Source organism: Halomonas salipaludis, assembly GCF_002286975.1.
GTDB classification, from domain to species: Bacteria; Pseudomonadota; Gammaproteobacteria; order Pseudomonadales; family Halomonadaceae; genus Franzmannia; species Franzmannia salipaludis.
In genome coordinates, this window is record NZ_NSKB01000006.1 from 117,660 (window position 1) to 131,777 (window position 14,118).

Annotated in this window: 14 protein-coding genes; 10 read left to right on the top strand and 4 right to left on the bottom strand. The window is 64.7% G+C overall.

Annotated elements, in window-relative coordinates; translation table 11 throughout:
• Positions 1-46 precede the first annotated feature (46 nt).
• Together CK498_RS16145 and CK498_RS16150 are read left to right on the top strand one after the other, a co-directional pair.
• Positions 47-3,220 carry an efflux RND transporter permease subunit gene (locus CK498_RS16145; RefSeq protein WP_095621887.1) on the top strand — a complete coding sequence of 1,058 codons (3,174 nt, stop codon included), beginning with the start codon at positions 47-49 and terminating at the stop codon, positions 3,218-3,220.
• Positions 3,221-3,242: 22 nt separating this feature from the next.
• Entirely contained in the window at positions 3,243-4,646 is a 1,404-nt protein-coding gene (locus tag CK498_RS16150; protein ID WP_217987795.1) for an efflux transporter outer membrane subunit, read from the top strand.
• A 5-nt stretch (positions 4,647-4,651) separates the two neighbouring features.
• Here the strand turns inward: CK498_RS16150 and CK498_RS16155 are convergent, their stop codons facing one another.
• The gene (locus CK498_RS16155) at positions 4,652-5,401 is read right to left on the bottom strand and encodes an NAD(P)H-dependent oxidoreductase (protein ID WP_095621888.1); all 750 of its coding nucleotides are present in this window, start codon (positions 5,399-5,401) and stop codon (positions 4,652-4,654) included.
• A gap of 88 nt (positions 5,402-5,489) precedes the next feature.
• Between CK498_RS16155 and CK498_RS16160 the strand changes: the two genes are divergently transcribed.
• The 3 genes from CK498_RS16160 (at position 5,490) to CK498_RS16170 (ending at position 7,150) form a co-directional block, all read left to right on the top strand.
• Positions 5,490-5,687 carry a hypothetical protein gene (locus tag CK498_RS16160; RefSeq protein ID WP_095621889.1) on the top strand — a complete coding sequence of 66 codons (198 nt, stop codon included), beginning with the start codon at positions 5,490-5,492 and terminating at the stop codon, positions 5,685-5,687.
• Between the two features lie 123 nt (positions 5,688-5,810).
• Positions 5,811-6,398 carry a gamma subclass chorismate mutase AroQ gene (gene aroQ / locus CK498_RS16165; protein ID WP_095621890.1) on the top strand — a complete coding sequence of 196 codons (588 nt, stop codon included), beginning with the start codon at positions 5,811-5,813 and terminating at the stop codon, positions 6,396-6,398.
• Positions 6,395-7,150, top strand: a complete 756-nt coding sequence (locus tag CK498_RS16170) for an aminoglycoside adenylyltransferase family protein (RefSeq protein ID WP_095621891.1) — start codon at positions 6,395-6,397, stop codon at positions 7,148-7,150. The genes aroQ and CK498_RS16170 overlap by 4 nt, the downstream gene beginning before the upstream one ends.
• Positions 7,151-7,302: 152 nt before the next feature.
• Here CK498_RS16170 and CK498_RS16175 read toward each other — a convergent pair whose 3' ends face one another.
• Positions 7,303-8,238 carry a DMT family transporter gene (locus CK498_RS16175; protein ID WP_095621892.1) on the bottom strand — a complete coding sequence of 312 codons (936 nt, stop codon included), beginning with the start codon at positions 8,236-8,238 and terminating at the stop codon, positions 7,303-7,305.
• 221 nt (positions 8,239-8,459) lie between these two features.
• On the opposite strand from CK498_RS16175, the gene CK498_RS16180 reads away from it, so the two are divergent.
• The 3 genes from CK498_RS16180 (at position 8,460) to CK498_RS16185 (ending at position 10,239) form a co-directional block, all read left to right on the top strand.
• Positions 8,460-8,993, top strand: a complete 534-nt coding sequence (locus tag CK498_RS16180) for a helix-turn-helix domain-containing protein (RefSeq protein ID WP_229359117.1) — start codon at positions 8,460-8,462, stop codon at positions 8,991-8,993.
• 4 nt (positions 8,994-8,997) lie between these two features.
• Entirely contained in the window at positions 8,998-9,165 is a 168-nt protein-coding gene (locus CK498_RS25870; RefSeq protein WP_141246973.1) for an aminoglycoside adenylyltransferase domain-containing protein, read from the top strand.
• Positions 9,166-9,231: 66 nt separating this feature from the next.
• On the top strand, positions 9,232-10,239 hold the full coding sequence (locus CK498_RS16185; protein WP_095621894.1) for a zinc-dependent alcohol dehydrogenase family protein: 1,008 nt from the start codon (positions 9,232-9,234) through the stop codon (positions 10,237-10,239).
• 28 nt (positions 10,240-10,267) lie between these two features.
• Here CK498_RS16185 and CK498_RS16190 read toward each other — a convergent pair whose 3' ends face one another.
• Positions 10,268-11,068 carry an AraC family transcriptional regulator gene (locus CK498_RS16190; RefSeq protein ID WP_095621895.1) on the bottom strand — a complete coding sequence of 267 codons (801 nt, stop codon included), beginning with the start codon at positions 11,066-11,068 and terminating at the stop codon, positions 10,268-10,270.
• 93 nt (positions 11,069-11,161) lie between these two features.
• On the opposite strand from CK498_RS16190, the gene CK498_RS16195 reads away from it, so the two are divergent.
• Both CK498_RS16195 and CK498_RS16200 read left to right on the top strand, forming a co-directional pair.
• Positions 11,162-12,361, top strand: coding sequence for an MFS transporter (locus tag CK498_RS16195; protein WP_095621896.1), 1,200 nt, complete (start codon positions 11,162-11,164; stop codon positions 12,359-12,361).
• 205 nt (positions 12,362-12,566) lie between these two features.
• Positions 12,567-12,992, top strand: a complete 426-nt coding sequence (locus CK498_RS16200; RefSeq protein ID WP_095621897.1) for a DUF2384 domain-containing protein — start codon at positions 12,567-12,569, stop codon at positions 12,990-12,992.
• A gap of 148 nt (positions 12,993-13,140) precedes the next feature.
• Here CK498_RS16200 and CK498_RS16210 read toward each other — a convergent pair whose 3' ends face one another.
• A complete protein-coding gene (locus tag CK498_RS16210) occupies positions 13,141-14,094 on the bottom strand; it encodes a LysR family transcriptional regulator (protein ID WP_095621898.1) in 954 nt (317 codons plus the stop codon).
• Positions 14,095-14,118: the final 24 nt, after the last annotated feature.

A 14,118-nucleotide genomic window follows, 5' to 3' on the forward strand; every position in this document is an offset into this window, starting at 1 on the left:
CCCCAGGGCTGACGCTCGGCGTCTGCCCCGAGGCGGGAGCCTTGCCATGGATTTTGCGAAATTCTTCGTCGACCGGCCGATCTTTGCCGCGGTGCTGTCGATTCTGATCTTCATCGCCGGGGCGATCAGCATCCCGCTACTACCGATCAGCGAATACCCCGACGTGGTGCCGCCCACGGTGCAGGTGCGGGCGGTGTATCCCGGCGCCAACCCCAAGGAGATCGCCGAGACGGTGGCCACGCCGCTGGAAGAGGCGATCACCGGGGTCGAGGACCTGATGTACATGAAGTCGGTGGCCGGCTCCGACGGAGTACTGGCGATGACCCTGACCTTCCGCCCCGGTACCGACCCGGACGCGGCCCAGGTGCAGGTGCAGAACCGGGTTAGTCAGTCGCTGGCGCGGCTGCCTGAAGCGGTGCGCCGCCAGGGCGTGACCACCGAGAAACAGTCGCCCGACCTGACCATGGTGCCGCAGCTGATTTCTCCGGACGGGCGCTACGACAGCACCTACCTGCGCAACTACGCGGCGCTGCACGTGCGCGACGAGCTGGCGCGCCTGCCCGGCGTCGGCCAGGCGATGCTGTTTGGTGCTGGCGACTACGCCATGCGGGTGTGGATCGATCCCGACCGCGCCGCCGCCAGGGGGCTGACCGCCGGCGATATCCTGGCTGCGATCCGCGAGCAGAACGTGCAGGTCTCGGCGGGCCAGCTCGGCGCGCCGCCGACGCCGGAGGCCTCGGACTTCCTGATCTCGATCAATGCCCAGGGGCGGTTGGTCAGCGAGGAGGAGTTCGGCGATATCGTTGTCCGCGCCGGCAGTGACGGCCAGGTTACCTACCTTTCCGACGTGGCGCGCTTGGAGCTTGGCGCTGCCGAATACTCGCTGCGCTCACTGCTCGACAATCAGCAGGCGGTGGCGATCGGCATCTTTCAGGCGCCGGGCTCTAACGCCATTGATCTGTCCGACGCGGTGCGCGAGAAGATGGCCGAGCTGGCCGAGCGTTTCCCCGAGGGCGTGGAGCACGAGATCGTCTACGATCCGACGGTGTTCGTGCGCGACTCCATCAAGTCGGTGATCAAGACGCTGCTCGAGGCGGTGCTGCTGGTGGTGCTGGTGGTGACGCTGTTCCTGCAGACCTGGCGGGCCTCGATCATCCCGCTGCTGGCGGTGCCAGTGTCGATCGTGGGTACCTTTGCGGTGCTCTACCTGCTGGGGTTCTCGATCAATACCCTGACGCTGTTCGGGCTGGTACTGGCGATCGGTATCGTGGTCGACGACGCCATCGTGGTGGTGGAGAACGTCGAGCGCAATATCGAGGAGGGACTGGCGCCGCTGGCGGCGGCCCACCAGGCGATGCGTGAAGTGAGCGGGCCGATCATCGCGATCTCGGTGGTGCTGTGCGCGGTGTTCGTGCCGATGGCTTTCCTGGAGGGCGTCACCGGCCAGTTCTATCGCCAGTTTGCGGTGACCATCGCCATCTCCACGGTGATCTCGGCGATCAACTCGCTGTCGCTGTCGCCGGCACTGGCCGCGCTGCTGCTCAAGCCCCACGATGCGCCCAAGGACCGCCTGTCGCGGCTGATCGACTTGCTTTTCGGCTGGCTGTTCCGCCCCTTCAACCGCTTGTTCGGCGCCAGCTCCGAGCGCTACCAGCGCGGGGTGGGGCGCAGCCTGCGCCGGCGTGGCGTAGTGTTCGGCATCTATGTGCTGCTGCTGGCGGCCACCGGGCTGATGTTCCAGGCGGTGCCGGGCGGGTTCATCCCCACCCAGGACAAGATGTACCTGATCGGCGGTACCAAGCTGCCCGAGGGGGCCTCGCTGGATCGCACCGAGGAGGTGGTCCGGCGCATGACCGAGATCGCCCTGGAGACCGAGGGGGTCGAGGCGGCAGTGGCGTTCCCCGGCCTCAATCCGCTGCAGTTCACCAACACGCCCAACTCCGGCACGGTGTTCTTCGGCCTGGAAGCGTTCGGCGACCGTCAGCGCAGTGCCGAGGAGATCACCGCCGAGCTCAACGGCAAGTTCGCCGCCCTGCAGGAGGCCTTCAGTTTCGCCTTCATGCCGCCGGCGATCCTGGGACTCGGCTCCGGTTCGGGGTTCTCGCTGTTCGTGCAGGATCGCGCCAACCTCGGCTATGGCGAGTTGCAGAATGCTGTCGACGGTCTCAGCGGGGCGTTGGCGCAGACCCCGGGGATGGGCTATCCGATCACCTCCTACCAGGCCAACGTGCCGCAGCTCGACCTGCACGTGGACCGGGTCAAGGCCAAGTCGCAGGGGGTGCCGCTGAGCGACCTGTTCGAGACCCTGCAGGTCTATCTGGGCTCGGCCTATGTCAACGACTTCAACCGCTTCGGCCGCACCTGGCAGGTGATCGCCCAGGCCGACGGCGACTATCGTATGGATGCCGAGAATATTGACCGTCTGCGCACCCGCAACGACTACGGTGAGATGGTGCCGATCGGCAGCATGATCCGTATCAGCGAGACCTTTGGGCCGGATCCAGTGATCCGCTACAACGGCTACCCGGCCGCCGACCTGATGGGCGAATCCGATCCTCGGGTGCTGTCGTCGAGCCAGGCGCTGGCATTGGTTGAGGGCCTGGCGCCGGCGGTGCTGCCCGCCGGCATGACCTTCGAGTGGAGCGACTTGAGCTACCAGCAGGTCAACCAGGGCGGTGCCGCCCTGGTGGTCTTCCCGCTGGCGATCCTGCTGGTGTTCCTGGCGCTGGCGGCGCTCTACGAGAGTTGGACCCTGCCGTTGGCGGTGATCCTGATCGTGCCGATGTGCATGCTCTCGGCGCTGATCGGCGTGAAGTTCACCGGCGGTGACAACAATATCTTCGTCCAGGTCGGCCTGGTGGTGCTGATCGGATTGGCATGCAAGAACGCCATCCTGATCGTCGAGTTCGCCCGCGAGCTGGAGATGCAGGGCCGCGGCATCGTCGAGGCGGCGCTTGAGGCCTGCCGCCTGCGCCTGCGGCCGATCATCATGACCTCGATCACCTTCACCGCGGCGGTGGTGCCGCTGATGCTGGCCGGTGGAGCCGGCGCCGAGGTGCGCCAGGCGCTGGGCACCGCGGTGTTCGCCGGCATGCTCGGCGTCACCCTGTTCGGCCTGTTCCTGACCCCGGTGTTCTACGTTGCGCTGCGCAAGCTGGTCACGCGTGGCCAACCCGACCCACGCGACGCGCAGCCTGTGGAGGGCGCCTATCATGCCTGATCTGGCCAAACCCATGAGAGCCATGCGACACCTGATGCTGTTGCCACTGACCCTGGCGCTGGCCGCCTGCGCGGTGGGGCCGGACTACCGTGCACCGGCGCTGCCCGAGCCCGCTGCCCTGGTGCGTGCCGAGGCTGGGCTGGTGACACCCGAGGCCGTCGAGCACGACTTCTGGCGCAGCTTCGACTATGCGCTGCTGAGCGAGCTGGTCGAGGAAGCCTTCGACGCCAACCACGACCTGCGTATTGCCCTGGCGCGCCACGACCGCAGCTTGGCCCTACTGCGCCAGTCGCGTCGCGACCTGGCGCCCAGCGTTACCGCTCAAGGCGGTGCCGCCCATCAGCGCGCCAGCGCCGACCAGATGCCCCAGGCGACTCGCTCGCAGCGTGATGTCGAGCGCTATGACGCCGGCGTCGCCGCGCTGTGGGAGCTCGACTTCTTCGGCCGCGTGCGGCGCAGCGTGGAGGCGCAGCAGGCGGAAGCCGAGGCCTCGGCCGCCGATGTGCGCGCCATGCAGGTGGTGGTGGTCGGTGAACTGGTCGACCAGTACGTGCGCCTGCGCGGGCTGCAGGAGCAGCTGCGCGTGGCCCGGGCCAACGCCGATAACCAGCGCGAGTCGCTGGCGCTGGTCGATGCGCGCCTCGAGGCGGGGCGCGGTACCGACTTCGATAGCGTCCGCGCCCGGGCGCAACTGGAGAGCACGCTGTCGCGCATTCCGGCACTGGAAGGCGAGATCGCCGCCATCATCCATCGCCTGGCGGTGCTGACCGGTCGCGAGCCGGGCGCGCTGATTGCGCGGTTGGAGGCGCCGGCAGCGCTGCCGGCGCTGCACGAGAAGGTGGCGATCGGCCTGCCCGGCGAGCTGTTGCGCCGCCGCCCGGACATCGCTGCGGCGGAACGGCGCCTGCACGCCGCCACCGCCAGCATCGGCGTGGCTACCGCCGATCTCTACCCGCGCTTCACCCTCAGCGGCCTGCTCGGCACCCAGGCCGCCAGCACCGGCGATCTGTTCGGCCGCGACAGCGAGACCCGGCTGCTGGCGCTGGGGGTCGACTGGTCGTTTCTCGACAGCGGCCGGGTGCGGGCGCGCATGGCCGCCGCCGATGCCGACGCCGAGGTCAACCTGGCGCGCTACGAGCAGACCGTGTTGCAAGCGCTGGAAGAGGCGGAGACGGCGCTTGCCCGTTATGCCCAGGCGCTGCGTGAGCGCGAACACCTGGTGGATGCCGCCGAGGCCAGCGCCGAGGCGGCGCGCCAGGCCCGCGTACGCTTCGAGGTGGGCGTGATCGACTTCCTGGAGGTCATCGACGCCGAGCGCTCGCTGCTGGAAGCCGAGGATAGCCTGGCGCGCAGTCACACGCGTTCGGCCACGGCGCTGGTGGGGCTCTATCGCGCGCTGGCGGGCGGCTGGCCGCAGCGTGCTTAGGGTCTCTAAGGCCTCCAGCTCAGCGGATGCTGTGCCTTCAGCACGCCGTGCTCGTCCCAGTCCTGCCAGCCGCTGAAGGGAATCGTCGCAGCATCCGCGAGGCTGGGCAGCCGCTGGGCCCAGCTCGCCTTGGCGCTCTCGAGGTGCTCGCGGAATTCGCCCTCGGCCTGGTAGCTGAGCCCGCCGCCCTGCACGCCATAGACGACCTGCGGTGCCAGCACCTCCAGGCCCAGGTAGTAGAGCGAGCAGTGTATCGGCCACAGCAGCGTTGCCATGTCGCCGCCGCGCCCGTGGCGGCTAAAGGCCGCCGCCGGCGAGCCGGTGGTCACCGAGCAGATCGCCCGCTTGCCCGCCAGGCGGCCGCGGTCGTAGCGCATGCTGCCGGAGTAGAGGCCGCCGTAGACCATCACCCGGTCGAACCAGCCCTTGAGCATCGCCGGCAGCCCGTGCCACCAAAGGGGAAACTGCAGGATGATCAGATCCGCACGCTCGAGCCGCGCGATCTCGCGCTGTACGTCGGCGGGCAGGGTGCCTCCCTTGAAGGCGTGGCGCTGCTCGGTGAGCGGAAAGAAGGTATCGGGTTCGCCGCGCTCGGGGTAGTGCGCTGCTCCCTCCACCGGATCGAAGCCTTCGGCGTAGAGATCCGAGACCTCGACGCTATCACCCTGGCGCTGCAGGGTTTCCACGGCAACCTCCTTGAGAGCGCCATTGAAGGAGCGGGGTTCGGGATGGCAGAACACGATCAGCACGTTCATGGCGGAAACCTTTGAAGGAGTGTGTAGGTTCGAGGCTATGCTGTTCATTTGTGATCGAACATTCCCTTTCCATGAGAAGTGACTTTGCATGAATGAACAGGGGCTGAATCTTAGGGTGATCCTGGCGACTGTCGACACAGGCTCGCTGGTGGGGGAGGAGCTTGCCACTGACCTGTGGCTGCTGACCCATCCCGACCTGCGGCAGGTGGCGCGCATTCGGGCGTTCATGGCCTTTGGGGCCGAGGTGCTCCAGAAATCGGTCGCTGGTCCAAGCTCCCTTCAATAGCGTTGCACTTGGTACTTGAGACCGCCCTCGTTCAGTGGTGGGTAGTGGCAGTGGATAGCGGGTGGCCGGACACCGGCCATGCTGCCAAACTGGTGTCGTTCAATCACGAAAGGAGTCGTTCCCATGTCGTTTGGTTATCGCGCTACATGGCGTTGCCATCTTGTCGGCCTCGTTGTCTTGTTGCTGCTCGCCGGGTGTCAGACACAGCCGCCGGCACCGCCGGAGCAGGACCAGGCGGCCATCGACCACATGCTGCAGCTGGTCGATGAACGCCTCGAGGTGGCGCCGCTGGTGGCGCAGTCGAAGTGGAACTCAGGGGCAGCCATCGAAGCGCCGGAGCGCGAAGCGCAGATCCTCGAGTCGGTGGCCGAGGAGGCGGTTGCGGCAGGCATCGATGAGGGCTTCGCCCGCGACTTCTTTCAGCAGCAGTTCGAGGCCAGCAAGCAGATTCAGCGGCGGCTCCATCTGCAGTGGACTCAGGAGGGGCGCCCGCCATTCGCCGATCCGCCTGACCTTGGCGAGGAAGTGCGCCCGGTGCTCGACCGCCTGACGCCGCAGTTGATCGAGGCCCTGGCCGAGATGCAGCGCATCGCCGAGGTAGAGGGTGCAGGACACTACCTGCGCCAGCGCGCCGAGGTGCTGGTCAGCGACGACTTCGACGGCGGGCCGCGTAGCGTGGCATTGCGGCCGCTGATGGACAGGATGCCGTGACCCCGCTGCCTGACGAGGCCGAGGCCGCCTTCGATATCTTGACGCGCGAGCTGGGCAATAGCGTCGTCGGCGTCTATCTGTTCGGCTCGGCACTGGCTGGCGGGCTGCGTCCCAATAGCGATGTGGACGTGCTGGCGATCATCGGCCAGCCGCCTGATGCGCTGGTGCGTAGGCGCATTGTCGAGGCACTGATGGCGGTGTCCGGCAGCCCTGAAGACGATGGCACGACCAGGCCGCTGGAGGTGACGCTGCTGTGTCGGCAGGCACTGGTGCCCTGGCGCTACCCGCCACGCAGCGAGCTGGTCTATGGCGAGTGGTTGCGAGATGAGTTCGAACAGGGCCGCATTCCGCCGGCGGCAGCCGACCCCGACCTGGCGGTGGTGCTGACCACTGCCAGGCAGCAAAGCCTCGCCCTGTGTGGGCCCGAGCTCGAGGAGTTGATCGCGCCGATTCCCGAGGCGGACCTGCGACGGGCAATCGTCGACTCGCTGCCTGGCCTGGTTGCTGGCCTCGAGGGCGATGAGCGCAACGTGCTACTGACCCTGGCGCGGATGTGGATGACCCTGGAAACGGGGCAGATCGCTTCCAAGGACGTGGCCGCCGCCTGGGCGCTGGAGCGCCTGCCCCCGGCGCACCGCGACCCCCTGGCGTTGGCGCGGCGCGCCTATCTCGAAGGGGGTGGTGACGACTGGGCGCTGCGCATGCCGCAGGTGGAAGCGCTGGTGGGTTGCATGCAGCGAGCCATTGCTTGACCTCTAGGCGGATGTGCTTGACTAATCACTTGGCCATCGGAGTCGTACCGGGGTCCCCAGTTTCTCTATAGCTATTGAAGAAATTAAAATGGGACGGGGATGCTGCTAAAACAGTATTGCAATGCAAGCGGGAGACATGTTCATAACGGAGGTTAGCCTCGCCGCTTTCGATATCCTAATGTGATCCACATTCCGGCTGCGGTGATAAGGCCGGTGCCGGCTACAATCATGCTTTCAGGCACAGTGCCGAAGAGGATAAATGCCCATAGTGCGGCAAATAAGAGGTATGAATAGTCGAGACTTGCGACGGCCGTCATCGGTCCAGCCTGATACGCTCGTGCCAGAGCTAGGTGAATGCCGATGGAGATTGCTGCAAGCACTGCGAGACTCGCAAACGTCTCATTGCCGAGCGGCACCCAGATGCGCATTAGAAATGGATAAACTGGATCCGGGGCGAAAACTTTCAGGACCCCGATACCAGTACCGCCGATTACTATGAAGGCAATATTAACCGAAACGGTAAGGGCCCAGGGGCCAGCTGCACTCGTATAGCCTCGTGTCACTACTGCGGCAATCGCGTAGCAAAGTGCCGAAGCGAGAGGTATGAGGGCCGCTGCGGAGAACGCTTCGCCCGTTGGCTGGACAATGATCAGGACGCCGCAGAATGCCATGCCGATGGCAACGATTTGTCCTGGTCGAACCGGTTCCCGGAGAAAGATTGCTGAGAGCAAAACGATAATGATAGGTCCCATATAGTAGCATGCAGCCACTATGGACAGATCCAGAATTGGTAACGCTGCATAGAATGCAACGTACATCGCTACAATAAGACACGACCGAAGAAGCGCCCAGGGGGCGAGGGCGGCTCTCAGTACCGTGCTGGACTTTTCCCGTGACAGTATCAGAAGCGCTGGAAGGGCGATCATTGACCGGGTTAGGAATAGCTGCCAAAGCGGCAGGTCAGCGCTCATTATTTTTACCATGGCGTCTTGGAACGCCATCAGTGCCGTTGCACAAAGGATCATGACCGGCCCGTTTGCACCTGCGCGGTCTAGAAGCGCTTTCTTGTTGAGTCCAGATCGTCCCATCGGTTGCTCCTCGCATCGCCCTGCAGAAGGCAGAGCAACCTTAACTGAGTGAGGATGATTCCATTCCCAGTTGTGCTACAATTTTTGATAGATATTTATACTCACATCAAAAAAATATGCGAAAAATTTAGATGAGTCAATCTAGGTATACTTCGGATCAAGGGCAAAATGGCTCCAGAGGTGCTGGCCCGCGTGAGACGCAGCCGATCATTGGTTCGCGCATGCGTGAGCTGCGCAAAGCAAAGAAAATGACACTTCAGGCCTTAGGGGGTGAAACCGGTCTGTCCGTTGGATATCTAAGTCAGCTTGAGCGCGAGCAGGCGACGCCGTCGATCCGTGCGCTGAATGTGATTGCGCGTATCCTCGGCGTGAATATCAACTGGTTCTTCCCCGATCCAGAAGAGCAAGAAGCGCCCGAGGCTGCAATCGTCGTGCGCGCATCCCGGCGCCGTGCCTTGAAATTCGAGTCGGGAATCCGTGATGAGCTACTCACGCCCACGCTGTCCGGTCAGCTTGAACTCCTGCGGTGCACCCTCGAGCCTGGCGGGTCTTCTGGAAACGAACTCTATTGCCATAAAGGGGAAGAGGCCGGCTATGTGGACCAAGGACAGCTGGAGCTCACCATTGAGTCAGAAGTCTTTCTGCTCAATGAAGGCGATAGCTTCCATTTCGATTCTTCACGGCCTCATAGGTATAGGAATCCGGGACAGTCCAAGACCATAGTGATTTGGGCGATGACACCGCCGCACTACTGAATGGATGCAAGGGCCATTACCCCAAGGATGCTGCTGTCGCCTGCCCCCGGCGCACCGCGACGCACTGGCGTTGGCGCGGCGCGCCTATCTCGAAGAGGGCAGTGACGACTGGGCGCTGCGCATGCCGCGGGTGGAAGCGCTGGTGGGTTGCATGCAGCGAGCCATTGCTTGACCTGCCGCCGGCATGTTGGGCTAGTCTCTTAGCACGCTCATTTTTAGGTTCAAGAAGGAGTACGCCATGAAGGTTGTAACATTAGGCAGTGGTGGTGGGTTGGACCAGTTGCACGTCGTCGAGCGCAATGCGCCCGGCGAGCCGGGCCCGGGCGAGATCCGCGTGGCGGTGAAGGCAAATTCCCTCAACTTCCACGACTATGCCGTGGTCGCCGGGATGATCCCCACCGACGATGGCCGTATCCCCATGGCCGACGGGGCGGGCGTGGTCGAGGCGGTGGGCGAAGGCGTCGAGGAGTTCGCGGTGGGCGATGCGGTGGTCTCCACCTTCTTCCCCTACTGGCTCGACGGCCCGGCGAGGGTGGCGGATTTCAAGACCACCCCCGGCGACGGCCTTGACGGCTACGCCCGCCAGCAAGTGGTGCGCCCGGCCACCTGGTTTACCCACGCACCCAAGGGCTATAGCCACACCGAGGCCGCCACCCTGACCACGGCGGGGCTCACCGCCTGGCGCGCGCTGGTGGTGGACGGCAACCTCAAGGCCGGCGATACCGTGCTCACCCTGGGCACCGGCGGCGTTTCGATCTTTGCCCTGCAGTTCGCCAAGGCGATGGGCGCGCGGGTGATCTCTACCTCCTCTTCCGATGAGAAGATCGAGAAGCTCAAGGAGCTCGGCGCCGACCACACCATCAACTATAAGGCCGACCCGGAGTGGGGCAAGACGGTGCAGGCACTGACCGACGGCCGGGGTGTGGATCACGTGATCGAGGTCGGCGGACCCGGCACCCTGCCGCAGTCCATCGATGCGGTGTGCATCGGCGGCCATATTGCGCTGATCGGTATCCTGACTGGCCGCGGTGGCGAGGTGCCGACCATCAAGCTGATGGCCAAGCAGGCGCGCCTGCAGGGGCTGATCGTCGGCAGCCGTGCCCAGCAGCAGGAGATGGTGCGTGGCATCGAGGCCATCGGCGTGCGCCCGATCATCGACAGCACCTTCGAGCTGGAGAAGATCGCCGATGCCTTCCGTCACGAAGAGGCGGGGCGCCACTTCGGCAAGATCTGCCTGTCTTTCTAGGCGCCTATAGGCGCCGTGCGAGTTCGATTCAGTGACGGGATCCCGGGCGCGCGAAGTAGCGCCCCGGGGTCACTCCCAGGTGGCGTCGAAAGGCGGCAATGAAGGCGCTCGGTGCTTCGTAGCCGACCTCCTGGGCCACCGTCGTGACCGGGCGGCCTTCCGCCAGCATGGGCAGGGCGGCGAGCAAGCGTGCTTGCTGTCGCCAGGCGGCAAAGCCCATGCCCGTCTGTGACTGGAAGCGCCGCGCCAGGGTCCGTGGCGAAGCGCCCACCACTTGGCCCCAGGCCGCGAGATCCTGCTGATGCGTCGGATCGGTGCGCAGGGCGCTGCAGATCCGTTGCAACACGGGGTCGTCGGGGTCTGGAAGGTGCAATGGGGCGGTGGGCCCTTCGCGCAGCTCATCCAGCAGTACCGCTATCAACCGTGCACCGGCACCGCTGGCGCTCGCCTCGGCCGGTAGCTCCATCAAACGCAGTACCAGTTCGCGTAACAGTGGCGAGACGCTCAACACGCGTGGCTGGGAGGGTAGCTCCGCTAGTCGTTCGTCGAGATACAGCGTGCGCAGCTTGACGACCCTATGCATCTGCAGGGCATGCTCCTGGCGTGCCGGTATCCAGACGGCGAGTTGTGGCGGCACCACCCACCACCCTGCATGAGTCGATACCGTCATCACGCCTTGCGTGGCGAAGACGAGCTGAGCGCGCGAGTGGCAATGGCGGCCGGTATCCCAACCGCTGGGGTAGTCGCAGGCATAGGGCTGCACGGGGCCTGGAGCGGTATCGATGTATTGCTGCAGGGCGTTGCGTGGCAGGGGGTTGGTGTGGTGCATATTGGCTGTTTCGCTATATATATTGTCAGAATAGCGAGAGAAACGGCGTCGCGTCGAGTTTAGCCTGAAAGGCCGACCAACTGGAGTCTGGCCATGAGCGGCAATCGCATTCGGCTACTGTTCCTCAACCTGGGGCACGCCTACGCCCATTATTTCATGCTGATTCACCCCACGGTGGCGGTGGTGCTGGAGCGGCGCGGCCAGGGCGAGTATGGCGAGCTGCTGTTGCCGGCCACCGCGGGTTTCGTCGCTTTTGCGGTGTTTACTTTGCCGGCGGGCTGGCTGGGTGACCGCTGGAGCCGAAACGGCATGATGGCCCTGATGTTCCTGGGGCTCGGGGTGGCTTCCATGCTGACAAGCGTTGCGAGCGGCCCATACCAGATGGCGGCCGGTCTGTTTTTGGTGGGCGCCTTTGCGGCGATCTATCATCCGGTGGGTATCGCCATGGTGGCGGAGAGCGGCGCGGGGGTAGGCCAAGCACTGGGCGTGAACGGCGTATGGGGCAACATGGGTGTCGCGGCGGCGCCGCTGCTGACCGGTGCGCTGACGGGCGTATTCGGCTGGCAGGCGGCCTTCCTGATGCCCGGCGCGCTCTGTCTAGCCAGCGGCATCGCCTATCTGGCACTGGTGCCGGCCGAGCGCGATACGCGTGAGTCGACGGCTGAGACCGCCGATACACCGCCGGTACAAGCCTCGACGGCGCTGCCTGGCCGTATCCTCGCCTACCTGGTCATCACGGCATTGATGGGTGGGCTGGTGTTCGCGGCTACCACCATCGTGCTGCCCAAGATCATGGAGGAGGCTTTCCGTGGTGGTGGGAATGGCTTGATCAGTGCCACCGGGCTGGCATCGCTGATCTTTGCCGGCGCCTCCATGGCGCAGCTGGTGACCGGTAGGGCAGTGGATCGGGTGTCGCCGCGGCAGTTGATGCTGCTGCTGGCGCTGGTGCAGGTGCCCCTGTTGTTGTTGCTGACCCAGGGCGGGCAGTGGTGGGTCGTTTTACTGTCGCTGGGGCTGATGATAACCGTATTCGGGGTCATTCCCGTGCAGGACGCCATCGTGGCGCGCCATGCCGTCAGCGGCTGGCGGGCACGTGTCTATGCCGTGAAGTACGTGCTGTCGTTGGGCGTTGGCGCCCTGGCCGTACCGATCGTGGCCTGGGGTTACGATCCGGCCAGTGGATTCGGGCGGCTCTATCTGCTGCTGGCCGCCTGTGCCGTCGGGGTGGCGGTGGCAGCACTGCTGCTGCCGGCCCGGCGTTACCGGCAGGCGGCCCTCGGCGATAACACGTAACCTTGACCATACGGCGACTGCACTGGCAGACGACCGAGGCATGGCAGGATTCATGGAGGCCATGGTGGAACCCTCTTCGGGGGTAGGGGGGGCACGGAAAGTTCCATCGAGATGGGCTGAATGGTCGTTGCGCATTTCTTATCTGACACTGCTATGCTACATATATGTAGAAAATGCGTTGCTTTTGTGTGGTAAGGAGCCTCCTATGACCGCTGAAGTCCTCCGCGATCCCGATCCGGCCAAGTACCATGCGCCGGAGTCGTTTGAGCGTTTTGTCGCGGACCTGAAGGTCTCAGCCCGTGCGAGCGGCGAGCCAATCATCGATCCGCGGCTCTTTTCCAGTGCCCTCGGCATGGACATCCAAACGCTGGCTGTTCGTGCCCATGTGCATCGGAGCACGATCGCTCGTGCCCAGGGGGCCGAGAAGCTGCAGACTTTCCTGCGCGATGCCATCCGGGTGCTCGGTGCTGCTGCGGATATCAATGGCAATCTGCCGGACGCTCTGTTCTGGTTTCGTAACGAGCCGATTCCCACATTCGACTACCAGACGCCAGAGCAACTGGTGAGCGATGGCCGAGCAAGTGACCTGTTGCGCTATATCCTGTCCCTAAGAGCTGGTGTCCTCGGATGATTCAGCGCTTGCGATTGGAGACAGTGGCCTATCGCGTCCATGTTCCTAAGTGGTCACATGCCCCAACCAGCGGTGCCGGGGCGGCTGAGCATGGCGGTCGGCTTAACCGGCCAAGGGCACCGGGGTATCGATATTCCTGGCTGAGGCGTCAGGCCTCGCCGTCCAGCGCCGAGGCCGACTCCGCCAGCGGTAGACGACCCGTCGGGACATGGCCCTTGAGAAACTCGAGGAATGCCTGGGTGGCGCTTGGTAGGGTGCGCTTGGCGAGCGTCTGGATCTCGATGAAGCGTGAGTCCATGCCGCGGTCGCGAAGCGGAATGGCGACGACTCGTCTCTGCTGCATGCGCTGGCGGATCGAGATCTCGCCGGAAAGTGCTACCCCACCTCCCAGCATGGCGAAGTTGATCAGCGCTTCGGTGTAGTCGCTGCTGAAGATCGATTCGAAAGTCAGATTTTGACGGCTGCTGCAGATATCGAACAGCTGGCGCAGGGTGGTATCGGCCGTGGGCAGTGCCAGCGGATAGCGCTGCAACTGCGCCATCGATACCTGACGCTTGCCGGCCAGTTCATGGCCTGGTGCTACCACTGCCATGATCGGCGCGGGCTGGCGATATTCGATCTGCACGTCGGGCTCGGGCTTCAGGCTGAAGGTGATGCCGATATCCGCCTCTCCCTCCCTGACACGACGGGTCGCTTCGGCCGGCGGGCCTACCGCTAGTTGGAAGTGTATGCCGTCGTAGCGCTGGCGAAACGCCGCCACCGCACCGGGCAGGAAGTCCACCGCAAACCCCTCCGAACTGGCCAGGCGCACCGTGCCCCGCTGCAGGCCGCGCAGTGCCAGGATCTCGCTACCCACCCGGTCGGCCTCGAGCTGCATGCGTCGAGCGTGTACCGCCAGTAGCTCACCGGCGGCACTCGGCATCATGCCGCGAGCGCGGCGCTCGAAGAGCAGGGTGTCGAGCTCGCTCTCCAGCCGGGCGATCTGGCGGCTGATGGCCGAGGGCGCCACCTTGAGTCGCTCGGAGGCTTCGCTGATGGAGCCGCAGCGCACCACTTCGAGGAAATAGCGTAGGGCGGTCTCCTGCAGGGCGCGGGTATTCATCGCATTGGCTCCTCGATGCGGTAA

Coding starts and splice junctions, on each gene's coding strand:
- CK498_RS16145 (WP_095621887.1), top strand. CDS start 47: ATGGATTTTGCGAAATTCTTCGTCGACCGGCCGATCTTTGCCGCGGTG.
- CK498_RS16150 (WP_217987795.1), top strand. CDS start 3,243: ATGCGACACCTGATGCTGTTGCCACTGACCCTGGCGCTGGCCGCCTGC.
- CK498_RS16155 (WP_095621888.1), bottom strand. CDS start 5,401: ATGAACGTGCTGATCGTGTTCTGCCATCCCGAACCCCGCTCCTTCAAT.
- CK498_RS16160 (WP_095621889.1), top strand. CDS start 5,490: ATGAATGAACAGGGGCTGAATCTTAGGGTGATCCTGGCGACTGTCGAC.
- aroQ (WP_095621890.1), top strand. CDS start 5,811: ATGTCGTTTGGTTATCGCGCTACATGGCGTTGCCATCTTGTCGGCCTC.
- CK498_RS16175 (WP_095621892.1), bottom strand. CDS start 8,238: ATGGGACGATCTGGACTCAACAAGAAAGCGCTTCTAGACCGCGCAGGT.
- CK498_RS16180 (WP_229359117.1), top strand. CDS start 8,460: ATGCGTGAGCTGCGCAAAGCAAAGAAAATGACACTTCAGGCCTTAGGG.
- CK498_RS25870 (WP_141246973.1), top strand. CDS start 8,998: ATGCAAGGGCCATTACCCCAAGGATGCTGCTGTCGCCTGCCCCCGGCG.
- CK498_RS16185 (WP_095621894.1), top strand. CDS start 9,232: ATGAAGGTTGTAACATTAGGCAGTGGTGGTGGGTTGGACCAGTTGCAC.
- CK498_RS16190 (WP_095621895.1), bottom strand. CDS start 11,068: ATGCACCACACCAACCCCCTGCCACGCAACGCCCTGCAGCAATACATC.
- CK498_RS16195 (WP_095621896.1), top strand. CDS start 11,162: ATGAGCGGCAATCGCATTCGGCTACTGTTCCTCAACCTGGGGCACGCC.
- CK498_RS16200 (WP_095621897.1), top strand. CDS start 12,567: ATGACCGCTGAAGTCCTCCGCGATCCCGATCCGGCCAAGTACCATGCG.
- CK498_RS16210 (WP_095621898.1), bottom strand. CDS start 14,094: ATGAATACCCGCGCCCTGCAGGAGACCGCCCTACGCTATTTCCTCGAA.